The organism is Phenylobacterium sp., assembly GCF_016793285.1.
Classification (GTDB): Bacteria; Pseudomonadota; Alphaproteobacteria; order Caulobacterales; family Caulobacteraceae; genus Phenylobacterium.
The window spans coordinates 19,226-41,660 of sequence record NZ_JAEUMO010000048.1; the positions used below are offsets into that span (position 1 = coordinate 19,226).

Sequence of the window (22,435 nt, forward strand, 5' to 3'; positions counted from 1 at the left end):
CGTCTTCGAGGGGATCAAATCACCGCGCGCGCCAGGCCGCCAGCCGCGCTTTCGCATCGGCTTCCAGGTCGGCGTAGAAGAGGTTGAAGCCCGGCGCCTTGCGTCGGTCGGCCCAACTGCCGCTCTGCTTCAGCGACGAGGACTTGGGCTTCGTCACGTGCAGCACGCCGCCGCCGCAGTAGGCTGAGACCTGCCGCGCCATGAACGCCGGCCGCGCCCCCCATTCCAGGCCCGTCGCATTGGCGGCGCCCAGATGCAGCCGCGCGGGCGCGGGCTGATCGGTGACGGCGCCCAGGATCGGGTTCCAGCAGAGCGCCGGCCGCGGCGCGAGGTTGTCCAGGCGGCCGTCGGCGGTCCAGACGAGCGCGCGGTCGAGCAGGCGCGCGGCGGCGTCGAAGTCCCCCTCGTGGATCGGCGCCCAGGCGGCCAGGCAGCCGGCCTGCCGACGCTCGACGCAGGGGGCGATCGGAGGCGCGTCCGCGGGGACGACCGTGTCGACCAGGTAGGCGGCCACCAGCCGCCCCTTCAGCACCGGATCGCGCGCCACCTCGTCGGCGAGAAGCCGCGCCGCCAGCGTGCCGCCCTGCTCCACGCCCACGACGAAGAACGGCCGGCCGCCATTGTCCTGGTCGATGTACCATCTGAAGGCGTCGCGCACGTCGCCGTAGGCGAACTGCCGCGCCTCGCGGGCGTCTTCCCGCAGCGTCGTCAGCGTGTAGAGGCTGGCCTGGCGATAGCGCGGGGCGAAGACGCGGCCGACGCTGACGAACGGTCCGACGTAGTTCGGGGCCATCACCTCCTCGAACTGGCGGTTGGCGCGCCGTGCGTCGAGCCGGGCGTTCCAGTTGCGGCCGCCGTCGTAGGTCGTGGGCGCGACGAAGAAGACGTCGGCCTCGAGCGGGCTCGGCGCATGGGGGCGCAGATACCAGGCGGCGTCCTTCCCGTAGTCCGGCCCGGGCGGCGGCTCGTAGGTCTGGAACGGGACTTTCGGATCGAGCGCGGTCGAGACGAGGTCGCCCCAGAACACCGCCACCCCCGTTCCCAGGAACAGCAGCAAGCCCACGAGGCTCGGCAGCAGCCAGCGCCGGCGTCGCGGAGCGGGCGGCGTCTGCGACATCGTCAGCGGTACGGGTCCGGCTGGCTGAGATAGCGGCCGACGTAGTCGCCGATCCCCTCCTCCAGCGACGTGAGCGGCGCGCCGTAGCCGGCGGCGGCGAGGCGCTCCATCTTCGCCTCCGTGAAGTACTGATACTTGTCGCGGATGGCCGGCGGCATCGGTCCGTACTCGATCCGGGCGTTCTTCCCGGCGGCCTCGAACACCTGGCGCGCCATATCCTCGAAGGCGCGCGCCTGGCCCGAGCCCAGGTTGTAGATGCCGTTCACCTGCGGGTTGTCGAACAGCCAGCGCGTCACGTCCGCAACGTCGCGGACATAGACGAAATCACGCTTCTGGCCGCCGTCGGGCACGTCCTTGCGATAGCTCTTGAACAGTTGCACGCCGTGGCCGTCGCGCACCTGCGGCCAGATCTGCGAGGCCACGGACTTCATCGAGAGCTTGTGCTCCTCGTTCGGCCCGTAGACGTTGAAGAACTTCAGCCCGACCCATTGGGGGGGCGCGTAGTCGCGGCCCGCCTGGCGCACGGCGAAGAGATCGAACAACGCCTTCGACCAGCCGTAGGTGTTGAGCGGCCGCAACGCCGCCAGCGCCTCGTAGTCGTTGTCGTCGTCGAAGCCGTGCTCGCCCGCGCCGTAGGTGGCCGCGCTGGAGGCGTAGACCAGCCTGCGCTGCCGGTCGGCGCACCAGCGGAAGAGGTCGCGGCTGAGCTGGAAGTTGTTCTGCAGGATCTTGTCGGCGTCGGGCTCGGTCGTCGACGACACCGCGCCCATGTGGACGACCATCTCGACGTCGCGCCAGCGCTTCTCCAGCCAGTCGAACATGTCGTCGGGATGCACGAAGTCGCCGATCGGAGCCTTGGCGATATTGCGCCACTTGCCCGTATCGACGCCGTGCAGGCGGTCGCAGACGACGAGGTCCAGGCCGCGATCCTCGGCCAGTCGGGCCACGATGTTCGAGCCGATGAAGCCCGCGCCGCCGGTCACGAACACGATGCGCCGGGTCATGCGTCAGCTCCTTTCCGGGTCATCCGGGCGATGGCGGCGGTCGTGGAGTAGCCGTCGACGATCTCGGCCAGCTTCACCTCTCCGCCCCAGGACTTCACGAGATCGCCGCCCACGACCTGGTCCTCGGCATAGTCCGCGCCCTTGATGAGCACGTCCGGCCGGGCGGCCTCGATCAGCTTCAGCGGGGTCGCCTCGTCGAACGGCGCCACGAGGTCCACGCTGCGCAGACCGGCCAGCACGAGGGCGCGGCTCTCCAGGTCGTTCACCGGCCGCCCCTCGCCCTTCAACGCACGCACGGAGGCGTCGGCGTTCACGCCCACGATCAGGCGGTCGCACCATGTTCGGGCCTGCGCCAGGTAGGCCACGTGACCGCGGTGCAGGATGTCGAAGCAGCCGTTGGTGAAGCCCACCTTCAAGCCCTGGCCGCGCCAGCGCGCGACCTCCTCGGCCATGCGCTGGGGCGTGGCGATCTTGCCCTCGGCCAGCGACGAGTGCTGGGCCAGGACCGCCTCGACCAGCTCGTCGCCGCTGACGGTTGCGGTGCCGGCCTTGCCGATGGCGACGCCCGACGCCAGTTGCGCGAAGGCGATGGCGGCCTCGACGTCGGCGCCGGCCGCCAGCGACAGGCCCAGCGCCGCGATCGCCGTATCGCCGGCCCCCGACGCGTCGAACACCTCGCGCGAAACCGTGGGGAAGTGCTTCACCGGCCGGTCGCGAAGGCCCAGGGACATGCCCTTCCCCGCGCGCGTCACCAGGACCCCCTTCGCGGCCCACAGTTCCAGCGCCCGCCCGATGGCCGCTTCGACCTCGGCGTCGGTCTCGGTGGGAAGCTCGGTGGCGTAGGCGAGTTCGGAAGCGTTCGGCTTCACCAGGTCCACCTCGCCGTAGCGGGCGAACGAGCGGGCCTTGGAGTCGACGACGACCCGCGCGCCGGTCTCGCGGGCGGCGGCGATCACCGCGTCGGTGACCACGCCCTTGCCGTAGTCGGAGATCAGGATCACCCCGGCGCCGCGCGCGGCGTCCTTCAGCGTGCGGATCACCCTCAGCTCGACCTCGCCGGAGATCGGCCGGACCTCTTCCAGGTCCACGCGCAGCAGTTGCTGGCCGCTGGAGACGAACCGCGTCTTGAGCGTCGTCGGCCGTTCGGCGTCGGTGACGAGGTAGCCTTCGAGGTCGGCCTCGCCCACCAGGCGCGAGGCGTCGTGGCCTTCGGCGTCGCCGCCGACCAGGCCCACCAGGGCCACCGAGCCGCCCAGCGCCGCCACGTTGCGCGCCACATTGCCGGCCGCGCCCAGCATCTTCAGCTCGCGCGAGCGCTTCAGGACCGGGATCGGCGCCTCGGGCGAGACACGGCTCACCGAGCCGTAGACGAACCGGTCCACCATCAGGTCGCCGACGCAGCAGACGCGCTTGCCGGGCAGGTCCGTCAGGAGGCTCTGAAGGGCGGCCAGATCCATGGCCTGTCCCTTGGGACGCGTTGGCGGGCCGGTCAAGCAGACCCTTCATCCCTCCCGGACAAGCCCGGGGGGACGACGATCAGCGGATATGCAGCTCCCGCAGCGCCTTGAGCTGGCTCAGCAGCCCCCGCGCCGCGCTGAGGGGCAACGCGCTGGGCCCGTCGCACAGCGCCTGGTCGGGTTCGGGGTGGAACTCCAGGAACACCGCGTCGGCCCCCGCCGCCACCGCGGCCCTGGCGATCACCGGCACGCCGCTGCGGCGGCCGCCGGTCGAGGCGCCGCCGTTCGAACCTACCTGCGCGCCCGGCAACTGCACGGCATGGGTGGCGTCGATGCTCACCGGCGCGCCCAGCTCCTGCATGAGCGGGATGCCCAGCATGTCGACCACGAGGTTACCGTAGCCGAACGAGACGCCGCGCTCGCACAGGATGGTCATGTCCGCGCCCGTCGCCTCGCGAACCTTGTCGAGGATCGAACGGCAGTCCTGCGGGGCCAGGAACTGCCCCTTCTTGACGTGCAGCAGCCCGCCGGCCGCCCTGGTCGCCCGCGCCGCGGCGATCACCAGGTCGGTCTGGCGGCACAGGAAGGCGGGGATCTGAACCAGGTCCGCCACCGCCGCGACCGCCGCGGCCTGGGATACCTCGTGCAGGTCGGTGCAGATCGGCACGTTGAGCTCGGCCTTGACGGCCCTCAGCATTTCCAGGCCCTCTTCCAGGCCGGGGCCGCGGTAGCTGGCGATGGAAGAGCGGTTCGCCTTGTCGAAGCTCGCCTTGAAGACATAGGGCAGCCCGAGCTCGCCGGTGACCGCCTTCAGATCGCGCCCCACCTGCAGCGCCAGTTCGAGGTCTTCGAGCACGTTGAGGCCCGCGATGACGACGAGCGGCTGCCCGTCGCCGATCGGGAGGTTCCAGCGGTCCAGGGTCAGCATCGCCATGACCGCTCAATGGCCCGACACGCGCATCACCTCAAGTGTCATGCAGGCGCGTCCCTTCGAGCGTCTTGACCGTATCCAAGGCTCGGTCGAAGTAGCGGGCCCAAACTCGTTGCGACGGTCAGGCGTTGGCGTGAAGGTGTTTGAATGAGCAATGGTTCGCCGGTGACGGACCTCAGCGGCACACCGATCGTGTTCCGGACCGCGGCGCGGACCATGATCCAGAACTGGATCGTCGGGACGATGACCTTCGTGCTGCCCGATGGCCGGGAAATCCGGTTGCAGGGCGCCGAGCCCGGCCCGGAGGCGCGCCTGATCGTTCACGACTACGACTTCATCAAGCGCACCATTTCCAACGGCACCATCGGCTTCGGCGAAGGCTACATGGCCGGCGAGTGGGACACGCCCGACCTCTCGGTCCTGCTGGAAGTGCTGGCCTCGAACTACGCCCGCTTCGAGAAGGTCTCGTTCGGCACGCCGTTCATGGCGGCGCTGAACATGCTCGAGCACGTCCTGCACCGCAACAACAGCCGCTCGGGCTCGAAGAAGAACATCCACGCCCACTACGACCTCGGGAACGCCTTCTACTCGCAGTGGCTGGACCCGACGATGACCTACTCGGCCGCCCGCTTCGAGAAGCCCGGCGAACCGCTTCCCCAAGCCCAGAAGCGCAAGTACCGCACACTCTGCGAGAGCATGGGCCTGCGCCCCGACCACCATGTCCTCGAGATCGGCTGCGGCTGGGGCGGCTTCGCCGAGTTCGCCGCCAAGGACGTCGGCGCCAGGGTCACCGCCATCACCATCTCCGAGGCGCAGTACAGGTTCGCTCAGGAGCGGATGTTCCGCGAGGGGCTGAACGAACGCGCCGAGATCCGCCTGGTCGACTACCGCGACGTGGCCGGCCAGTTCGACCGCGTGGCGTCCATCGAGATGTTCGAGGCCGTGGGCGAGCGCTACTGGCCGACCTATTTCGACAAGGTGCGCGAGAGCCTGAAGCCCGGCGGTCGCGCCGGCCTGCAGATCATCACCATCCGGGACGAGTACTTCGAACATTACAAGCGCACACCGGATTTCATCCAGAAGTACATATTCCCGGGCGGGATGCTGCCCTCGGAAGAGCGCCTGAAGGTCGTCACCGACAACGCCGGCCTCTCCTGGGGCCAGATCCACCGCTTCGGCGTCTGCTACGCCGACACCCTGGCCGAGTGGGGCCGCCGGTTCGAGGCGGCGTGGGACGAGATCACCCGCCTGGGCTTCGACGAACGCTTCCGCAAGCTCTGGCGCTTCTACCTGAGCTACTGCGAGGCCGGCTTCCGCACCCAGCGGACCAACGTCGTGCAGCTCTCGCTCAGCAAAGCTTGAGCCGACCCCTGTTCGCCATCGCCTGGCCCCCTTAAGTAGGCAGCCATGCAGATCGCCCGCTCGGTTCTCGACGCCATCGGCAACACCCCACTCATCCGCCTGCGCCGCGCCAGCGAGACGACCGGGTGCGAGATCCTGGCCAAGGCCGAGTTCATGAACCCCGGCCAGTCCGTGAAGGACCGCGCCGCGCTCTGGATCGTGCGCGACGCGGAGCAGAAGGGCCTGCTGCGGCCCGGCGGCCGGATCGTCGAGGGCACGGCCGGCAACACGGGCATCGGGCTCGCGATGGTGGGCAAGGCGCTGGGCTACAGGTCGACCATCGTCATCCCGCGCACCCAGAGCCAGGAGAAGAAGGACGCCATCCGGCTCTACGGCGCCGAGCTCGTCGAGGTGGACGCGGTCCCCTACGCCAACGAGATGAATTACGTGAAATATTCCGGCCGCCTGGCGGCGGAACTTGATGTGAAGGAGCCCAATGGCGCGGTCTGGGCGAACCAGTTCGACAACGTCGCCAACCGCCAGGCCCACGTCGACGGGACCGGTCCGGAGATCTGGGCCCAGACCGACGGCAAGGTCGACGCCTTCGTCAGCGCCATCGGTTCGGGCGGCACCCTGGCCGGCGTCGCCGAGGCGCTCCGCGCCCGCAAGCCCGACGTGAAGATCGGGCTGGCCGAACCGCACGGCTCCGCGCTCTTCGCCTATTACACCGACGGCGAGCTCAAGGCCGAAGGGACCTCGATCAGCGAGGGCATCGGCCAGGGCCGCATCACCGCCAACATCGCCGACCTCGCCATCGACCACGCCTACCGCATCGACGACGCCGAGATGCTGCTCGCCATCTACGACCTGATGGAGCACGAGGGGCTGGTGATGGGCGGCTCGACCGGAATCAACGTGGCCGGCGCCATCCGCATGGCCAGGGACCTCGGCCCGGGCCACACCGTCGTCACGGTCCTGTGCGACCACGGTTCGCGCTATCAGTCGAAGATCTTCAACCCGCCGTTCCTGCGGGAGAAGGGCCTGCCCGTCCCGCCATGGCTGCAGTAGACTCCCCCGAGCCCCCCCTCGCCTCCACCGGATGGCTCGCCGCGCACCTGGGCGATCCGAACGTCCGGGTGGTCGACGCCACCCTGCCGCTGGTCGGCCAGCCCGGCAGGGGTCGCGACTTCTACGACGCCGGCCATATCCCGGGCGCGGTGTTCTTCGACATCAACGCCGTCGCCGATCCCGACACCGACCTGCCGCACATGCTCCCCTCGCCGGCCGCGTTCGCGGAGGCCGCGGGCGGACTGGGCCTCGGGCGCGGACACACCATCGTCTGCTACGACGCCCACGGGCTCTATTCGGCGGCGCGGGTCTGGTGGTCGCTGCGCGCCATGGGCTACCGCGACGTGTTCGTCCTCGACGGCGGCCTCAGGAAGTGGCGCGCCGAGGGACGGCCCGTAGAGACCGCAGAGCCGACGCCGGCGCCGGTCGCCGTGCCGCTCGCGTTCGAGCCGGACCTCGTGGCCGACATCGCCGACATCGAGCAGGCGATCGGCGACCGCTCCGCCGAGATCGTCGACGCCCGCCCGGCCGGCCGCTTCACGGGCGAGACGCCGGAGCCGCGCGCCAGCCTGCGCTCGGGCCACATGCCGGGGGCCAGGAACGTGCCCTTCACGAACCTCGTCGCCGAGGACGGCACGCTGAAGCCCGCCGACGAACTCGCCCGCGCCTTCGCCCGCGTCGATCTCGACAGGCCGATCGTCACGACCTGCGGGTCGGGCGTGACCGCGGCGGTGCTGGCGTTGGCCCTGGCGCGGCTGGGCCGGTTCGACGTGGCGGTCTATGATGGGTCCTGGACGGAGTGGGGCGGCCGCTCCGACACCGATATCGTCACGGGAGCCTGACCCATCGAGATACGACCGGCCCGAGAGGCGGAGCTGCCCGAGATCCCCCGGATCGAACTCTCCGCCGCCCAGAAGTTCGTGGGGTGGGACATCCCGGCCGAGCTGCTGACCGACGTTGCGCCCGCCGACGCCTATCGCCCGCACCTCAACGCCGGGACGCTCTGGGTCGTGGACGACGGCGGCGCGCCCGTCGCGTTCCTCGCCGGCATGGTCCACGGCGAACGCCTCCACGTCGACGAGCTCGATGTCCGCCAGGACCGGCAGGGCGAAGGCCTGGGCCGCCGTCTCCTGGCGCACGCCGCCGACTGGGCGCGCGGGCGGGGCCTGCGGACCATGAGCCTCACGACCTTCCGCAACATCCCCTGGAACGCGCCGTTCTACGCCTCGGCAGGCTTCCGCGACTGGCCGGAGGACGAGGCGCCCCCGAGCGTGCGCCAGGCCCTGATGAACGAGCGCGCCCGCGGCCTGAAGGACCGCTGCGCCATGGTGATGGACCTGTAGGCGGGGGCCGTCCTCAGCGCATCGGCGGGGCGTACATCAGGCCGGGCCTGGGCGCGCTCCAGAGCGCGTTGAGGCCGCGGTCGAGCTGGAGAGCCGAATCGGCGCCCAGGTCCTTGCGGAAGAGTTCGTGATAGGCGCCGACCTGGCGGATCACCTGGTAGGCCCAGTCGGCCTTCAGCCCCAGCAACGGACCGAGGTCGCCCTCGAGGCCCAGCAGCCGCCGCGCCTCCGGGTCCGCGACGGTCTCCCGGGCCTGCTCGACCGTCCGCGACGACAGGCCGAGCTCCTCGCCGAGGATCATCGCGTAGACCGACCAGCGCACGATGTCGGCCCAGACCGGATCGTTCTGCCGCACGACCGGCCCCAGCGGCTCCTTGGAGATTACGTCGGGCAGGATGACATAGGCGCCGGGGGCGCCCAGCACCGAGCGCGCCGCCGCGAGCGCCGAGACATCGGAGGTGAAGGCGTCGCACTCGCCGGCCTCGAACTTCTTCCGCGCCTCGGCCTCCGAGCGCACCAGCAGCGGCTGGAACGTCATGCCGCGCACGCGGAAATAGTCCTCCACGTTCCCGGCGCTGGCCGTGGCGTCCTGCACGCAGATCCTGGCGCCCGACAGCTCCTCGGCGCTGCTCAGCCCCAGCGCCTTGGCCACCAGAAAGCCCTGACCGTCGTAGTAGGTGGTCACCGGGAACGTCAGCCCCAGGCCGGCGTCGCGCGCGAAGGTCTCCGAGGTGTTCCGCGACAGGATGTCGACCCGGCCGCTCTGCAGCGGCCCGAACCGGTCGTTGTTGGGGATCGGCGTGAAGTCGACCTTGTTCGCGTCCCCCAGCGTGGCGGCCGCGACCGCGCGGCAGATGTCGACATCGAACCCGCGCCACTCGCCGCGGGCGTCCTTCAGCGCGAAGCCCGGGAGGCCCGGGTGGATCCCGCAGGCGACGCGGCCGCGCCTGCGCACGGCCTCCAGCGTCGCGCTCTTCGCGGCGTGGTAGCCCGGCTGGGTGGCGCCGACCTTCGCCGGCTGGGCCGGCGCGGGCTCCTTCTCCGCCGGCTTCGGCGCGCCGCATCCTGCGAGGAACGTCCCCACTGCCGCGACCGCCAGGAGGCGCCGGATCATCCCTGCTCCTTGAAACGAAGATTGGCTTCGGGCTCTAACTCCCTGCAGCACTTTCGCCAGCGCCGCCAGGACCCGCAACCCCGCATGTCGGACGAGACCCGCCTGATCCACGCCGGCAAATCGCCGCCGGCGCCGCTGGCCCGGACCGTAGGCCCGCCGATCCAGAAGGGTTCCACGGTCCTGCTGCCCAATGCCGAGGCGCTCTACGACGACGAGGCCCATCTCACCTACGGACGCGCGGGCCTGGCGGCCCAGGCCTGCCTGCAGGAGGCGCTGGCCGTGCTGGAGGGCGCGGTCGGCGTGTCGCTCTACCCGTCGGGCATCGCGGCCATCTCGGGCGCGCTGATGGCCGTGCTCGGGGCGGGCGACGAAATCCTCGTCGTCGACAACTGCTACAAGCCCGTGCGTCGCTTCTGCGACCGCGTCCTGAAGCGCTTCGGCGTGACCGTGCGCTACGTCGATCCCGCGATGCCGCCCGAGACCCTGGTCGGCGACGCCGGTCCGGCGACGCGGCTGATCCTGCTGGAAAGCCCCGGCTCCCTGTCGTTCGAGATGCAGGATGCGCCGCGGATCGCGGCGCTGGCCCGCGAGCGGAATATCCTGACGGCCATCGACAACACCTGGGGCGCGGGCCTGACCTTCAAACCGCTGGAGCATGGCATCGACCTCTCGCTCCAGGCGCTGACCAAGTACGTGGGCGGTCACTCCGACGTCTTCATGGGCTCCGCCGCGGCGCGCGATCCGGCTCTGGTCCGCGCGCTCGCCGACGGCGTGGACAACATGGGCTGGGCCGTCTCGGGCGAGGACGCCTACGCTATGCTCAGGGGCCTGCGCACCTTGCCGACCCGGATGGCGCGGCATGGCCAGAGCGCGCTCGCCGTCGCCGGCTGGCTGAGCGCACAGCCGGAGGTGGCCGCGGTGCTGCACCCCGCGCTGCCCGGCGCGCCGGACCATGAGCTGTGGCGACGCGACTACAAGGGCGCCTGCGGGCTGTTCGGCGTGGTCCTGAAGCCCGCCCCCGAGGCGGCCGTGAACGCCTTCCTGGACGCCCTGAAGCTCTTCGGGCTCGGCTTCTCGTGGGGGGGCTTCGAGAGCCTGGCGATCTCCTGCGACGCGCAACTGTCGGTGCGCAGGCATCGCAAAGCCTACGGCGGCCCGCTCATGCGCCTCCACATCGGCCTGGAGGATCCTGCGGACCTGATCGCCGACCTCCGCGCCGGTCTCGACGCCTACGCCCGGCTGGCATCGGCGTGAGCGCGCCGCAGGACTGGCTCGGCGCCTTCATGGCCGAAGAGCGCCTGCCGGACTCGTTCCGGCAGACGTTCGAAGAAGTCTGCTGGCCGCTGGCGGACCGGGCGGTGGACTGGCGGGCCGACTTCGGCCGCACGGCCCTGATCGGCCTCTGCGGCGCGCAGGGCTCCGGCAAGTCGACGATCGCCGCGGCGACGGCGCGGCTCCTCGCCGAGCGCGGCTTCAATGTCGCCGCGATCTCGCTCGACGACTTCTATCTGGGCCGCGAGGCGCGGGGCTGGCTGGCCGGCAAGACGCACCGCCTGCTGCAGGTCCGCGGGCCGCCGGGCACGCACGACGTCGCGCTCGCGTGCGCGGTGCTGGACCATCTGCGCCAGCCCGGCGCCACGCCCCTGCCCGCCTTCGACAAGGCCACCGACGAGCGCAGGCCCAAGAGTCGATGGCGCGAGGTCGAGGGCCCGGTCGACATCGTGATCTTCGAGGGCTGGTGCGTCGGCGCGAGGCCCGAGCCCGCCGAGCGGCTGCGGACGCCGCTGAACGCCCTGGAGCGGCGCGACGACCCTTCCGGCGCGTGGCGCGGCTATGTGAACCGCCAGCTCGCAGAGCCCTACCAGGCGCTGTTCGGGCGGCTCGACCGACTGGTGATGCTGGCGGCGCCGGGGTTCGAGGTGGTCCGCGGCTGGCGCGCCGAGCAGGAGGCGAAGCTGCGCGCGCGCACCGGCGCCGGCATGAGCGACGCCCAGGTCGGCCAGTTCGTCCAGCACTACGAGCGGCTGACCCGCTGGATGCTCGAGGAGATGCCGCGCCGCGCCGACTGGACCATCCGCCTCAACGCCGACCGGACGCCGCGGCCGACGGGTCTCGCGACGCGCGGATCATAGCCTCGCGCTCGGCCGCGGTGAGCAGCCGCCACCTGCCTTCCGGCAGGTCGCCGAGCGGGAGCGGCCCGATGCGGACACGCACCAGGTCCACGACCCGCAGGCCGACGAGGTCGCACATCCTGCGGATCTGTCGCTTGCGCCCCTCGTTGAGGACGAACCGCAGCGTCTGGCCCTGGACCACGGTCACCTTCGCAGGCTTGAGCTGGCGCCCGTCCAGCGACAGGCCGTGCCGCAGGCGCGCCAGCTTCGGACCTTCGATCGCGCCCGCCACCGTCACCAGATACTCCTTGTCCAGCCCGGACTGCGGCCCGATCAACGCCTTGGCCAGAACGCCGTCGTCGGACAGCAGCAGCAGCCCGCGGCTGTCCTCGTCGAGGCGGCCCAGCGGCGGCAGGCTGGCCCGCGCGTCCGGCGCCACGCCCTCCCCGATCAGCGCCGCCTTCGTCAACAGGCGCACCGCCGGCACATGCCCGGGCTCGGGCTGCCCGGACACGTAACCCACGGGCTTGTTCAGCACCGCCGTGAACCCCTCCAGCCGCCCCTCGGCCTTGTCGGTCAGCGTCAGCGTCTGCCCAGGCAGGATCTTGCGGCCCGCGTCCTCGACCCGCTCGCCGTCGATGTAGACCAGCCCCTCGCCGATCAGCGCCTCGGCCTCGCGCCGCGAACACACCCCGCTCTGCGCCAGCCACCTGTTGACCCGCTGGGGTTCGGGCTCGTCGTAGGTCTTCGTCCAGGCCATGCGGCGCTCGCTCAGAACCAGGCGCGAATGGGATGGCCGCGCTCGCCCCAGAAGACGAACCATCGACCCGCCGCGCGGACGATCTGCAACTGCTCGTCGGAGGGCGTATCCCGTGGCGCCTTGGCAAGGCCGAGCCGCGCGAGGAGCCCCTTCTTCGGCGGTTCGCTGCGCGCCGCTCCGGTCGAGACGGCATCGGCCGCGGCGAGGAGCGCCTGTCCGTATGCGACCGCCTCATCGGGCATCTTGTGATTCCAGGCGTCTTCGATCACCGCGTCGCTGAGGATACTGCGGCAGTCGGAGAGGAACGCGCCTCGAAAGCTCGTCTCATCGACGCCGTCATAGAGGCCGCCGTGGCTGTACATCGGCACGCCGTCGCACTTCGCCAGTCGCAGCACGTGGTAGCCGTCGAATTCCTTCAACACCGCCGCGATCTGATCCTCGCCAACGGCCTTGCGCGCCTCGATCATCCAGGCGTCCGCGGCGGGATCGGCGCCCACGCGAGGGGCCCCGGTGCGCTCGTAGGCAGGAATGCTGATCTGGTTGAACCGGGCGACGTCGGCATCGCTGAGGTCCTCGTCGCGAAACGCCCTCTCGGCAAGTCGGCGCCATTCAGCCTCGAAGCCCGGCTTCGCGCACCCCTCGGGCACAAGATCCAGTCCCATCGCGTCTCCCTTCGCGGCCGGCCATCGGGTTGGCGCGCCCGGCAGGACTCGAACCTGCAACCGTCCGCTTAGAAGGCGGATGCTCTATCCGGTTGAGCTACGGGCGCTAAAGCTCAGTGCGTCCAGGGGATGCGTCTGCCGAACGCGAAGTTGTCGGCGTAGGCCTTGATGATGCGCTTGGCCGGCGCCGGGTCGATCAACTGGAAGGCGATGCCGTGCGCCTCGGCGTAGCGGACCGCCTCGTCCTTCGTGTCGAACGACAGCTTCACCTGGCTCGACTCGGTGTCGCTGGTGACCGTCCAGCCCATCAGCGGGTCGGGACGGCGCGCGGCGCTGGGCTCGAACTCCAGCAGCCACGTCGCGGCCTTGGCGCGGCCCGACTGCATGGCGGTCTTCGACGGACGGTAGATGCGCGCGAGCATGTCTCTCTTCAGACCCCAGTATCTTCGCCGCCGGCGTGGCCGGATCTTCTCTGCCGGCATGGCCGGGCGGCTGGATTCGAACCTGCGGGCCCCTTCCTTGAAGCACCGCCGGCCCTGGGTTCCGAGCGCCTTTTTCGCCGAGCGGCGTCAAAGGGCCTGAAACCAGATCAGCCCCTTAGCAGAGGATTGCAAAACTTCCATAGCCTGGCGGCCCGACGTGCCGGTCAATTCGCGGGGCCGATTGGCGATGACAAAACGGCGGGCCGTCCGCCGTTGATCTTGACCCTCGAATCCTGATCCGGGACATTCATCTTCTGTTCCAGACCAGGAAGCCGCTTCACATGACCGCGCTCGCTCGAACGCCGGTCCTGGACGAGGACGATTCGAACCTCGTCCTCGATCCCCAGGACGTCTTCTCTGCGTTCGACTGGGTCGAAGCCCGTGGACTGAGGCCCGAACTCACAATGCTGGATCCCTGGTACAACAAGGGCGTCGGCGGCGTGGTCGATGAGGCGGAGTACGACAGGTTCATCGCCGAACTGCTCGAGCGGGCCTGCAGAGTGTCGCCGCACGTCTATCTCTGGGGCTTTCCGGAGATCCTCGGTCCGTATGTGCGGTGCATTCCCGGGTCGCACAGACTCGTGGCCTGGCTCACCTGGTACTACAAGAACAATCCCTCGGTGATCCGGGGCTGGCGCTCGGCCCAGATGACCTGCCTGCACCTGGCCGAGCCCGATGCTCCGATGTACCCGCAGCACTTCATCAACGCGGCTCAGAAGCAGCGGCTCGAAGACGGAACCCTTCGCTACATGCCCGGGCCTCCGAGCGTGATCGAAAGCCCGCTGATCATCGGGTTCATCGGGAAGAAGGAGCAGACGGGACACCCGGCCCAGAAGCCGGTCGCCGTGTATGACAAGCTCATCCGCATGGTCACGGTCGAATCGGACACGATCTTCGACCCGATGTGCGGATCGGGGACGACGGGCGCCGTCGCAAAGATCCGGGGCCGGCGCGCGATCATGAATGACGTGAATCCCGAGTATGCCGCGATCGCGCAGCGACGACTGGGCGAGGACTACACCGGGTGGGCGGAACGGCTGGACGCGGAGCTCAACAACCGCGAGACGGGCGCCCCGAAGGCGCGGCGGACCTCTCAGGACCTACCGCCTGACGATATCTCCGTCGGCTAGCCGTCTATATCCAAAGTAGTCGAGGAGGAGCTGGAAGGCCGCCTCCTTGTCGCGAGCTCCGGCCGCCTGGACGATCGCCGTCACGTTCAGCTTTCCGGTGGCGTTGTCCCAGTAGTTCTTCTTCGTGACCTGGTGGCGCCCGCAGAGCGCCTGCCAGGCATCCGGGTCGTTCGGATCGCTGTTCGGATCGACGGAGTGCGGGCTCTTGTGGTCGGGCGTGAGTTTCACCCTGCCGCCACCGACGGGATCGACGTCGCCCGCCTGGAGGCCGCATGTCTCTCCCGCCTCGTTCCACTCGCACCGGTCGCCGGCACGCTCCAGGACTGTTCTCCAGGCCCCCGGCGTCGGCCTGACGCGCCTGGCGGCCGCCTCGCGACGCTCGGCATGCGGCATCATGTATTCCCCCGGACGGAGGTCTGCGGAGTCGCGCGCCGCCCAGATCGTGTAGCCCTCGTCCGTGCGCAGTTCGGAGAGGCGCTGATGCCAGTTCTCGGGCTCGACGCCTGTCGCCGGGTCCCGACTTGCCGCGATGATGTCCTGACGGGTGAGGACCTTGCCGATATTCGCCAGGAAGAGCGCCCTGATCCGATCCCGCACTCCCGAACCTCGGGCCATCGGCGCCTCCACCTGGGCGCCTCGCGGTGATCGCGAGTCGCGCTCGGGATAGTAGCGCCCATCCAGCCATTCGGGCGGTAGCCTGAGTTTGCGGACCCGGCGCCGGCCGCACGCGAAACCACCCCGTCGGGCGCATTGTCCGACGGGGTGGCTGCCGACGCTGGAATAGGTTTTGGTCGGGGCGGCAGGATTTGAACCTGCGACCCTCTGCTCCCAAAGCAGATGCGCTACCAGGCTGCGCTACGCCCCGAGGGCGCCGGCGGGCCTGCGATATAGCCGTTTCGGGTTTTCCGCAAACTAACCGCGGCGATCCATGAGCTTGAAGAGGCCCGACGCGCGCACGACGTCCACGCCGCGGGCGCGGAGCCACCCGTCCGCGAACGCGACGTCCCTGGTGGCGCGGGTCATGCGGGCCTCGCCGATCACCCAGTCGCCCTGCCGCGCCATGTGCAGGAAGTCGAGCGACAGGTGAATGGTCACGCCCACCCTCTGCGTGCCGTGGCCGACGGCCGAAGCCAGCAGGCCGTCGGTGAAGGCCGAAAGCATGCCGCCATGCACCAGTCCGAGGCCGTTGGCGTGCCGCGGCAGCGCGAAGAAGGCCTGACTGACCAGTCCCTCGACCGGCGGCTTGTGGAAGTAGGGCCCGTTCAGGGTCGAGAACGCGCCCCGCCCCTCCGAGCGGACGAACCCCTCGGGCGGCTCCGGGATCGCCTCATCCACGCGGCATCGCCCGATGCGTGACGCGGTCGCCGGGCAGGAGACCGATCTCGGCGGCGCGGCCCGCCGCCAGTTCCAGCACGTACCTGGCGGGACCCGCGGACGGCGCGCCGCTCTCGTCCAGCGGCCGGACATTGCGGCTGATCGAGACCACGCGGCCGTTCGCCCCGATGTAGACGATGTCGAGCGGGATGAGCGTGTTGCGCATCCAGAAGACGCGCGGCGTCTCGGCCCCGAACAGGAAGAGCATGCCGCGGTCGGGCGCCAGGCTCCTGCGGCACATCAGGCCATACTGCTGCTCGCGCGGCGTATCGGCGATCTCGACCCGGAAGGTCTTCACGCCCTTGTCGGTGCGGACCGACAACGGCTCCAGCGGCGTGATCTCCGCCTGGCCCTTGCAGTGCTTCGGGTCCATGCGCGGGATGTCCTGCGCGAGCGCAGGCGCGGAGAACGCGGAGAAGACGAGCGCTGCTGCGAGCGCGATCAGGCCGCCCCGGGCGGTCGAAGCAATGGACACGAAGACAAACTCCGAAGCGTCAGCGTCAGTCGAGGTTAGACGCTTCGATCTCGGCCACAACAAGACCCTTCGGGCCCTCGGCGAACCGCACCATCACGCTGTCGCCCGGCTGGAGGTCCTCCATGCCCGAGCGGCGCAGGGTCTCGATGTGGACGAAGATGTCGCCGGGCTGGTTGTCGCGCACGACGAAGCCGTAGCCCTTGGCGCGGTTGAACCACTTCACCTTGGCCTCTTCCAGCGGGCCGGTGGCCTGCAGCGGCCGCCGCGGCGCCCGCGCCGCGAAGTCGGGCCTGCGGGCGGCCTCGGGCCGGCGCTCCAGCGGCGTGGCGGAGGTCTCGTCGACGAGCACCACCTCGGCGACCTGCCAGCCCTTGGGCCTGCGCACGACGTCGCAGGTGATGAGACTGCCCTCCAGGCAGCTCTCGCGGCCGGAATTGCGCAGGCTGGTCACATGGAGAAGCACGTCCTTCAGGTCGGTCTGGCTGGGATCGTCCGGCACGATGAAGCCGTAGCCTTTGCCCGCGTCGAACCACTTCACGCGCCCAGAGATGCGCACGGGTGGCGGCGCATCGATCTGCTCGAATTCGTACCCAGCCATGTGCCCCTCGGCCCGCTACTCCCCCGTCACTTGGATCAGGGCCTACTATAACACTGTTCTTGTAACAGTGAGGCCGTCAATGGGGATTCGCGCGCGCGATAACTGCGCACGGACGCGTGAACACCTGAAGCCGGGGAAGTCGCGTGGCAGTCCCTAGGTCTCCGGGAGCCATACTTCTGGACGTCAAAGCTCGGCACACTTCGCGACGATCTTGCCCTCTTTCCCTCGGAGATTGGTAGATTTGCACACACCGCATCCCACTTGACCAAACCGCGCACCACAACCTAGTTGTGGGGAAGGACGTAGGAAATTTGACGATGCCCAAGAAGGTCAGAGAGCTTGCGCCGCTGGAAGTCAGGGCGCTGACAAAGAGCCCAGGGATGCATGCGGTCGGCGGCGTGGCCGGCTTGCATCTGCTGGTGGGCAAGCTCCCCGAAGGCGAGCCGGATCGCGCCCCTGCGTCCTCGTGGGTGCTGAGGGTGATGGTAGGCGGCAAGCGACGTGACATTGGCCTGGGCGGCTTCCCCGATGTGCCGCTGGCCGACGCTCGCCGCAGGGCGCGTGAAGACCGCGAGGCCATCGCCAACGGCCTGAACCCGGCCGCCGAGCGCAGGAAGGCCAAGGCGGCGCTGCTGGCCAGCGCGGGCCGGCTGCTGACCTTCAAGCAGGCCGCCGAGGATTATCTGGCCGCGCATGAGAAGGGTTGGCGGAACCCCAAGCACCGGGCCGCCTGGAGCCATACTCTGGAGACGTTCGCCTACCCGGTGCTCGGCAAGCTGGCCTGCGCGGACATTGAGACGACGCATGTGCTCTCGGTGCTGCGCCCCCTCTGGGGCGTCGGGGACGGCGCCCCCAAGCCTCGTGTCGAGACGGGCAAGCGGCTGCGCCAGCGCATCGAAGCGATCCTGGACAGCGCAAGAGCGTCCGGGGCGATCAAGTCGCCCTGGGAGAACCCGGCCCGCTGGTCCGGCCACCTGGACCAGTTGCTCGCCAAGCCGCGCAAGCTCGCTCCCATCGTCCATCGAAAGGCGCTCCCCTTCGACGCGGCGCCCGCCTTCATGGCCCGCCTGAGCGCCGTCGAGGGGATGGGCGCACGGGCGCTCGCGTTCGCCATCTACACCGCGGCCCGCAGCGGGGAAGTGCGCGGCGCAACCTGGGCAGAGATCGACCTGAAGGCCAAGGTGTGGACGGTGCCGGCGTCGCGCACGAAACAGGGCCGCGAGCACCGGGTCCCCTTGTCTGACGCGGCCATCGAACTGTTGGACAATGTACCTCGCCTTGCAGACAGCGAATTCGTCTTCCCGGCCGCCAGCGGCAAGCCGCTCAGCGACATGACGCTCTCCGCTGTCTGCAAGCGGATGGCGGTGCCGGCGGTGCCTCACGGCTTCCGCTCCACCTTCCGCGACTGGTGCGGCGAGCGCACAGCCTTTGCACGGGACGTTGCCGAGGCCGCTTTGGGCCACGCCGTAGGCAATGAGGTCGAGGCCGCCTATAGGCGCGGCGACGCCTTGGACAAGCGCCGCAAGCTCATGGAGGCTTGGGCGGCCTTCCTGTCGAAGCCCTTGGCGTCGAAGTCCGACAATGTCACGCCGATGCGCGGGGCGGCGGCGTGAGCGACGAAGAGCTTGCCCCTGAGGTCATGGAAGCCGCGCTAGGGCTGACTAACAAGCGGCGCGGGTTCCCGATCTATGGCGCTTGGATGTGGATTGGCGAGAACGAAGGGCCTCACGACGGCGTGCATCTCCACCTCTACGTCACGCGCCGGGTCCGGGCACGAGGCGGCGACATCACGGCTGGCTCAGCCGTCCACCTTGAGCTTCGCCGCGAGTTCCAGACTGGTCGGCTCAAAGCGTTCGGCGTGAGCCCCGATGGTTCGCGCATCAACATACCCGCCTCCATCTGGGCCGGGTACGGCCCGGCAACCGACGATCTCTGGGAGTTGGCGACGTACCGCGACCCCGCCGACTCGACGCGCGAGTACCGGGTGTTCGTCTCCTCGCGTCCGGATTGGTGGCCCGGCGAGCAGGACCTGACCACCTGGTGCTCGGATGGCTCGCGCGCCGACAAGGCGGCGCGGGAGAGCCTGAAGGCACGTCGTCGTTCGCCGACGGATATGGCGATTTGTAAGGAGCTGTCCGCCATGTGGGCGGAGACCGGGAGCAGCATCAAGGGAGACTGGAAGACAATTCAGACTCTGAGGGCCAGGATGCGCCGCAAATAGTGCCAACGTGTTGGCGCAGAACGAGCGTTTCATAACTCGATCAACAGGATAGCCTGCCAACCTCCCGCCAACTCTTCGCGATCCTGTTGGCGCGCCGAACTCCGCCACACCTCCGAAGCACACAGCAACGGAGGTCAGCTATGGCGACCCGAACGAACACAACCGCGGCCATCCTGGCCGCCTTCGACAACCTGCCCGCCTCGGCGTTCGTCAAACGGGACGTGGTCTGCGGCCTCTGGGGCGGCATCTCGCATTTTGAGGTCGACCGCCTGGAGAAGGCCGGCAGACTGCCCAAGCGCGTGAAGCTCGGCTCGCGCGTCAACGGCTGGCAGGTGGGCGCGCTGCGCGAGGCCCTCGCCGCTCTGGCCTCCAGCTAGGAGGCCTGAGCGATGAACGGCAACGACAAGCACACGGCCCCGCGGGGCCAGGGCCCCTACGAGGTCTATGGTGAGCCCCTCGACCTTGAAGCCGCCACCGCGGCCGGCCTCTGGGGCGCCCGCTTCGCCGCTGTCGCGATGCGCGCGGGCATCGAGATGGCCGCCAGCCTTCCCCTTCCCGCTCGGGAGGAGGCCGAAGCTCGGCGCATGGCGGGCTCGCTCACGATCAACCGCGACGCACTCCCGCAGCCGTTCGCGACATTCCCGACAGTGGCCGAGCATGCTTACCGGACGGCCGAGGCGCTGGCGCGAAAAGCCCGCCAGACGCCCGCGCCGTCGCCTGACCTGCTGCGTGAGGCAGACGATGCCGTGCAGCGGGCCGAGAACCTGGGCCGTCTGACCGCCCTCATGGCGCGCGTGACCTTCCTGTCCGTGCGCGCCCAGCGAGACCTCAGAAAGACGAGCCGATGAGCGCGCCGTTAGAAGACTCGACCCCGCCGGCGCCGGATCGCGCCCTGATGCGCCAGCATCTCGCCCTGATCGCGGCCGACGAGGAGCATGGGCTGGTCGAGATCGCCTGGACGGATGCGGACGCCAAGGCCCAGCTCCGCCACGCCCGGTTGTTTCACGTCTCCGAACTGGACGCTGCGGCGGACTTCGCCGCGGAGCGCAACGCCACGCCCGGCGTCAACGTCTATGTCGGCGCGGCCTTGCGGCGCGAGGACGCGAACCGTGGCCGTCGCGCCAAGGCGTCCGATGTGATGGGAACGCGCGTGCTCTGGTTCGACGCGGATCACGACGCGAAGGCGACAGTCGACAAGGCGATGTCGGGCAGCCCTGCACCTAATGTGCTGGTTAGGACTGGCGCTGTCCCAAGCCTGAGAGTGCATGGCTACTGGCAGCTCCCCGAGCTGCTCACGGATCATGCGGCGATCACGGGGCAGTTGAAGGCCTTGGTCGCCCACTTGGGCACAGACCCGGCTGTCACCGACCCGCCACGCGTTCTTCGGATGGCGGGCAGCGTGACGTGGCCCAAGAAGCCCGGAAGGGTCCCGGAAGTGGTGGGCTATCGGGCGACGACGGCGACGCCCTCAGCGACCTCCCTGGAGTCGCTTAGAACCCTCTATCCACCCAGCATCGCGGTCGGCAGCGCGGACCCAAGGCGAGAGGCGGCCCCCGCTGCGCCGATCCGTCCGCCCGTGATCGTGACGCCGAAGCTGCTGGCCGAACTGCGCGACGCGCTTCGATACATCGAAACGCATGACTACCACACGTGGGAACGCATCGGCGAAGCCCTCAAGACCCTGGGCGAGGCTGGTTGGGACCTCTGGCACGAGTGGTCGGCCACCTCGGAAGCCTACGAACCCGATGAGGCAGAGAGGAAATGGCAGAGCTTCAAGGCGGAGCGTACTGGATACGCCGCCATCTTCGCCGAAGCGCAGCGCCGGGGCTGGCGAAACCCAATGTCGCGACAGGCTCAGATCGAAGCCGGCTCCGACGGCCGGCCCGCCGTCGCGCCGCTGCGCGCGTCTGACCTCCTGAAGAACCCTCCCCCGTCGCGCCAGTGGATGGTCCGCGACCTGATCCCCGCGAGCCAGGTCACGGAGCTGCGGGGCGACGGTGGAGGCGGCAAGAGCACGCTCGCCCTCCAGCTCTGCGTCAGCGTCGTGGCCGAAGCGCCATGGCTCGGCATGGCCATCGAGCACGGCGGCCCCGCCTTCTATCTGGCCAGCGAGGATGACACCGACGAGCTGCACCGACGCCTCAGCGCCATCGCCGGACAGGCCGGCGTGGACCGCACGGCGCTGAACGACCTCCACGTCTGGCCGCTGGCGACGGAAGACCCCGCCCTTGCAGCCCCATCGGGACAAGGCATTGGGCAGACGCAACGATGGGCCGAGTTGGTCGAGCACATCGAGCGCATCCGGCCCGCGCTGGTGGTGCTCGACAGCCGCGCTGACGTGTTCGCGGGCGAAGAGATCAACCGCCAGCAGGTGCGCGCGTTCATTGGCTGGCTTCGCGAGCTGGCGGTGCGGACAGGCGTTGCCGTGGTGGTGCTCGCGCACCCCTCGCAGTCGGGCAAGTCCGACGGCACGGGCAACAGCGGCTCGACGCATTGGGGAAACGCCGTCCGCTCCGCCCTCTACCTCAGCGTCGTGAAGGGCCACGACGGCGAGGCCGACACCGGAAAGCGGCAGCTCGCAGTCGTGAAGTCCAACTATGGACCCGGCGGCATCAGCCTGCGGCTGAGCTGGTCGGCCGGCGCCTTCGTCAACGAGCACGGCGGCGCGGTCCCGCTGAGCGTTGACGAGGAGCGTCTGCGAGTCGACCGGCTGTTCCTGTCGCTGCTGGACAAGTGCGAGGCCCAGGGCCGCATCGTGAGCGACCGTAGTGGCCCCAACTACGCGCCGGCCGCCTTCGCGAGGATGCCGGCCGCCGCGGGTGTCACCGCGCCGGGCTTCAAGGTCGCCATGGAGCGGCTGTTCCACGCCAATCGCATCCGTGTGGTTCGCACCGGCAGACCCTCGAATGGCCGGTGGAAGCTGGAGCGGGTCACCGCAGCGACGGATTTCAACATCGCGCAGCCGGCGGCCGCATGAGCCGAGCACGAGCCTGCCGCTATACGCCAACCGAGTTAGAGGGCGCGCCCCCGCAGGGGCGCCAGCCCTATACCGTAGGTATAGGTGTGTTCACGACGCCGGATCGACGGTGCTCGACGACCGCTCGTACCGGTGCTCGACGCATGATCGACAGGGCACAGAACGCGAACGACGGCTGTTCGACATGTTCGCCTTTCCGCCGCCACGCAATGGGGCGTTTGCAGGATGACATTCACGCACGCCCCCGGTGCGCGGAGGCGAAGCCATGCG

Annotated in this window: 24 protein-coding genes and 2 tRNA genes; 12 read left to right on the forward strand and 14 right to left on the reverse strand. The window is 69.6% G+C overall.

Going from position 1 to position 22,435, the window contains the following annotated elements; all coding sequences use genetic code 11:
* Window positions 1-19: 19 nt before the first annotated feature.
* The 4 genes from JNL41_RS05325 to kdsA all read right to left on the reverse strand — a co-directional run bounded on the left by JNL41_RS05325 (window position 20) and on the right by kdsA (window position 4,512).
* Window positions 20-1,117, reverse strand: coding sequence for a DUF3089 domain-containing protein (locus tag JNL41_RS05325; RefSeq protein WP_293473237.1), 1,098 nt, complete (start codon window positions 1,115-1,117; stop codon window positions 20-22).
* Between the two features lie 2 nt (window positions 1,118-1,119).
* A complete protein-coding gene (gene rfaD / locus JNL41_RS05330; RefSeq protein WP_293473238.1) occupies window positions 1,120-2,121 on the reverse strand; it encodes an ADP-glyceromanno-heptose 6-epimerase in 1,002 nt (333 codons plus the stop codon).
* Window positions 2,118-3,578, reverse strand: coding sequence for a D-glycero-beta-D-manno-heptose 1-phosphate adenylyltransferase (rfaE2, locus tag JNL41_RS05335; RefSeq protein ID WP_293473239.1), 1,461 nt, complete (start codon window positions 3,576-3,578; stop codon window positions 2,118-2,120). The genes rfaD and rfaE2 overlap by 4 nt, the downstream gene beginning before the upstream one ends.
* A gap of 79 nt (window positions 3,579-3,657) precedes the next feature.
* Window positions 3,658-4,512: a 3-deoxy-8-phosphooctulonate synthase gene (gene kdsA / locus JNL41_RS05340; protein WP_293473240.1), complete on the reverse strand. Its 855-nt coding sequence runs from the start codon at window positions 4,510-4,512 to the stop codon at window positions 3,658-3,660.
* A 144-nt stretch (window positions 4,513-4,656) separates the two neighbouring features.
* Between kdsA and JNL41_RS05345 the strand changes: the two genes are divergently transcribed.
* The 4 genes from JNL41_RS05345 to JNL41_RS05360 all read left to right on the forward strand — a co-directional run bounded on the left by JNL41_RS05345 (window position 4,657) and on the right by JNL41_RS05360 (window position 8,261).
* Window positions 4,657-5,871, forward strand: coding sequence for a cyclopropane-fatty-acyl-phospholipid synthase family protein (locus JNL41_RS05345; protein WP_293473241.1), 1,215 nt, complete (start codon window positions 4,657-4,659; stop codon window positions 5,869-5,871).
* 45 nt (window positions 5,872-5,916) lie between these two features.
* On the forward strand, window positions 5,917-6,918 hold the full coding sequence (locus JNL41_RS05350) for a cysteine synthase A (protein WP_293473242.1): 1,002 nt from the start codon (window positions 5,917-5,919) through the stop codon (window positions 6,916-6,918).
* The gene (gene sseA, locus JNL41_RS05355) at window positions 6,906-7,760 is read left to right on the forward strand and encodes a 3-mercaptopyruvate sulfurtransferase (RefSeq protein WP_293473243.1); all 855 of its coding nucleotides are present in this window, start codon (window positions 6,906-6,908) and stop codon (window positions 7,758-7,760) included. The genes JNL41_RS05350 and sseA overlap by 13 nt, the downstream gene beginning before the upstream one ends.
* A gap of 78 nt (window positions 7,761-7,838) precedes the next feature.
* Window positions 7,839-8,261, forward strand: coding sequence for a GNAT family N-acetyltransferase (locus JNL41_RS05360; RefSeq protein ID WP_293473244.1), 423 nt, complete (start codon window positions 7,839-7,841; stop codon window positions 8,259-8,261).
* 13 nt (window positions 8,262-8,274) lie between these two features.
* Here the strand turns inward: JNL41_RS05360 and JNL41_RS05365 are convergent, their stop codons facing one another.
* A complete protein-coding gene (locus JNL41_RS05365; protein WP_293473245.1) occupies window positions 8,275-9,375 on the reverse strand; it encodes an amino acid ABC transporter substrate-binding protein in 1,101 nt (366 codons plus the stop codon).
* Between the two features lie 84 nt (window positions 9,376-9,459).
* Between JNL41_RS05365 and metC the strand changes: the two genes are divergently transcribed.
* Entirely contained in the window at window positions 9,460-10,629 is a 1,170-nt protein-coding gene (gene metC / locus JNL41_RS05370) for a cystathionine beta-lyase (protein ID WP_293473246.1), read from the forward strand.
* Entirely contained in the window at window positions 10,626-11,507 is an 882-nt protein-coding gene (locus tag JNL41_RS05375; RefSeq protein ID WP_293473247.1) for a kinase, read from the forward strand. Before metC ends, JNL41_RS05375 begins: the two co-directional genes overlap by 4 nt.
* Here the strand turns inward: JNL41_RS05375 and JNL41_RS05380 are convergent.
* The 4 genes from JNL41_RS05380 to JNL41_RS05395 form a co-directional block, all read right to left on the reverse strand.
* Window positions 11,455-12,246: a pseudouridine synthase gene (locus JNL41_RS05380; RefSeq protein ID WP_293473248.1), complete on the reverse strand. Its 792-nt coding sequence runs from the start codon at window positions 12,244-12,246 to the stop codon at window positions 11,455-11,457. The two genes, JNL41_RS05375 and JNL41_RS05380, sit on opposite strands and share 53 nt — an antisense overlap.
* 11 nt (window positions 12,247-12,257) lie before the next feature.
* Complete coding sequence (locus JNL41_RS05385; protein WP_293473249.1) at window positions 12,258-12,908, reverse strand: hypothetical protein; 651 nt, start codon at window positions 12,906-12,908, stop codon at window positions 12,258-12,260.
* Window positions 12,909-12,938: 30 nt separating this feature from the next.
* Window positions 12,939-13,015 (reverse strand) — tRNA-Arg (locus tag JNL41_RS05390).
* A gap of 6 nt (window positions 13,016-13,021) precedes the next feature.
* Window positions 13,022-13,330 (reverse strand): ETC complex I subunit, encoded by a 309-nt coding sequence (locus JNL41_RS05395; protein ID WP_293473250.1) that lies wholly within the window; start codon window positions 13,328-13,330, stop codon window positions 13,022-13,024.
* Window positions 13,331-13,671: 341 nt separating this feature from the next.
* On the opposite strand from JNL41_RS05395, the gene JNL41_RS05400 reads away from it, so the two are divergent.
* Window positions 13,672-14,520, forward strand: a complete 849-nt coding sequence (locus JNL41_RS05400) for a site-specific DNA-methyltransferase (RefSeq protein ID WP_293473251.1) — start codon at window positions 13,672-13,674, stop codon at window positions 14,518-14,520.
* On the opposite strand, the gene JNL41_RS05405 is transcribed toward JNL41_RS05400, so the two are convergent.
* From JNL41_RS05405 to JNL41_RS05425, 5 genes are all read right to left on the reverse strand, one after another.
* A complete protein-coding gene (locus JNL41_RS05405; RefSeq protein ID WP_293473252.1) occupies window positions 14,491-15,147 on the reverse strand; it encodes a hypothetical protein in 657 nt (218 codons plus the stop codon). The genes JNL41_RS05400 and JNL41_RS05405 overlap by 30 nt on opposite strands.
* Window positions 15,148-15,308: 161 nt before the next feature.
* Window positions 15,309-15,385, reverse strand: a tRNA-Pro gene (locus JNL41_RS05410).
* 47 nt (window positions 15,386-15,432) lie between these two features.
* Window positions 15,433-15,855: a PaaI family thioesterase gene (locus JNL41_RS05415; protein ID WP_293473253.1), complete on the reverse strand. Its 423-nt coding sequence runs from the start codon at window positions 15,853-15,855 to the stop codon at window positions 15,433-15,435.
* On the reverse strand, window positions 15,848-16,369 hold the full coding sequence (locus JNL41_RS05420) for a DUF192 domain-containing protein (RefSeq protein WP_293473254.1): 522 nt from the start codon (window positions 16,367-16,369) through the stop codon (window positions 15,848-15,850). The genes JNL41_RS05415 and JNL41_RS05420 overlap by 8 nt, the downstream gene beginning before the upstream one ends.
* Window positions 16,370-16,394: 25 nt before the next feature.
* Entirely contained in the window at window positions 16,395-16,967 is a 573-nt protein-coding gene (locus JNL41_RS05425) for a cold-shock protein (RefSeq protein WP_293473255.1), read from the reverse strand.
* A 317-nt stretch (window positions 16,968-17,284) separates the two neighbouring features.
* Here JNL41_RS05425 and JNL41_RS05430 point away from each other — a divergent pair, with 317 nt between their 5' ends.
* The 5 genes from JNL41_RS05430 to JNL41_RS05450 all read left to right on the forward strand — a co-directional run bounded on the left by JNL41_RS05430 (window position 17,285) and on the right by JNL41_RS05450 (window position 22,165).
* Window positions 17,285-18,580, forward strand: a complete 1,296-nt coding sequence (locus tag JNL41_RS05430; protein ID WP_293473256.1) for a site-specific integrase — start codon at window positions 17,285-17,287, stop codon at window positions 18,578-18,580.
* Window positions 18,577-19,188, forward strand: a complete 612-nt coding sequence (locus JNL41_RS05435; RefSeq protein WP_293473257.1) for a hypothetical protein — start codon at window positions 18,577-18,579, stop codon at window positions 19,186-19,188. Before JNL41_RS05430 ends, JNL41_RS05435 begins: the two co-directional genes overlap by 4 nt.
* A 140-nt stretch (window positions 19,189-19,328) precedes the next feature.
* Window positions 19,329-19,565: a hypothetical protein gene (locus tag JNL41_RS05440; protein WP_293473258.1), complete on the forward strand. Its 237-nt coding sequence runs from the start codon at window positions 19,329-19,331 to the stop codon at window positions 19,563-19,565.
* A 12-nt stretch (window positions 19,566-19,577) separates the two neighbouring features.
* Window positions 19,578-20,036 carry a hypothetical protein gene (locus JNL41_RS05445; protein WP_293473259.1) on the forward strand — a complete coding sequence of 153 codons (459 nt, stop codon included), beginning with the start codon at window positions 19,578-19,580 and terminating at the stop codon, window positions 20,034-20,036.
* Window positions 20,033-22,165, forward strand: coding sequence for an AAA family ATPase (locus tag JNL41_RS05450; RefSeq protein WP_293473260.1), 2,133 nt, complete (start codon window positions 20,033-20,035; stop codon window positions 22,163-22,165). Before JNL41_RS05445 ends, JNL41_RS05450 begins: the two co-directional genes overlap by 4 nt.
* Window positions 22,166-22,435: the final 270 nt, after the last annotated feature.

Bases quoted from the DNA above. Each gene is read 5' to 3' on its own strand.
- JNL41_RS05430 (WP_293473256.1), top strand. From the start codon at position 17,285: ATGCCCAAGAAGGTCAGAGAGCTTGCGCCGCTGGAAGTCAGGGCGCTG.
- rfaE2 (WP_293473239.1), bottom strand. From the start codon at position 3,578: ATGGATCTGGCCGCCCTTCAGAGCCTCCTGACGGACCTGCCCGGCAAG.
- JNL41_RS05440 (WP_293473258.1), top strand. From the start codon at position 19,329: ATGGCGACCCGAACGAACACAACCGCGGCCATCCTGGCCGCCTTCGAC.
- sseA (WP_293473243.1), top strand. From the start codon at position 6,906: ATGGCTGCAGTAGACTCCCCCGAGCCCCCCCTCGCCTCCACCGGATGG.
- JNL41_RS05395 (WP_293473250.1), bottom strand. From the start codon at position 13,330: ATGCTCGCGCGCATCTACCGTCCGTCGAAGACCGCCATGCAGTCGGGC.
- JNL41_RS05450 (WP_293473260.1), top strand. From the start codon at position 20,033: ATGAGCGCGCCGTTAGAAGACTCGACCCCGCCGGCGCCGGATCGCGCC.
- JNL41_RS05400 (WP_293473251.1), top strand. From the start codon at position 13,672: ATGACCGCGCTCGCTCGAACGCCGGTCCTGGACGAGGACGATTCGAAC.
- JNL41_RS05365 (WP_293473245.1), bottom strand. From the start codon at position 9,375: ATGATCCGGCGCCTCCTGGCGGTCGCGGCAGTGGGGACGTTCCTCGCA.
- JNL41_RS05345 (WP_293473241.1), top strand. From the start codon at position 4,657: ATGAGCAATGGTTCGCCGGTGACGGACCTCAGCGGCACACCGATCGTG.
- kdsA (WP_293473240.1), bottom strand. From the start codon at position 4,512: ATGGCGATGCTGACCCTGGACCGCTGGAACCTCCCGATCGGCGACGGG.
- JNL41_RS05385 (WP_293473249.1), bottom strand. From the start codon at position 12,908: ATGGGACTGGATCTTGTGCCCGAGGGGTGCGCGAAGCCGGGCTTCGAG.
- JNL41_RS05350 (WP_293473242.1), top strand. From the start codon at position 5,917: ATGCAGATCGCCCGCTCGGTTCTCGACGCCATCGGCAACACCCCACTC.
- JNL41_RS05380 (WP_293473248.1), bottom strand. From the start codon at position 12,246: ATGGCCTGGACGAAGACCTACGACGAGCCCGAACCCCAGCGGGTCAAC.
- JNL41_RS05445 (WP_293473259.1), top strand. From the start codon at position 19,578: ATGAACGGCAACGACAAGCACACGGCCCCGCGGGGCCAGGGCCCCTAC.
- rfaD (WP_293473238.1), bottom strand. From the start codon at position 2,121: ATGACCCGGCGCATCGTGTTCGTGACCGGCGGCGCGGGCTTCATCGGC.
- JNL41_RS05325 (WP_293473237.1), bottom strand. From the start codon at position 1,117: ATGTCGCAGACGCCGCCCGCTCCGCGACGCCGGCGCTGGCTGCTGCCG.
- metC (WP_293473246.1), top strand. From the start codon at position 9,460: ATGTCGGACGAGACCCGCCTGATCCACGCCGGCAAATCGCCGCCGGCG.
- JNL41_RS05425 (WP_293473255.1), bottom strand. From the start codon at position 16,967: ATGGCTGGGTACGAATTCGAGCAGATCGATGCGCCGCCACCCGTGCGC.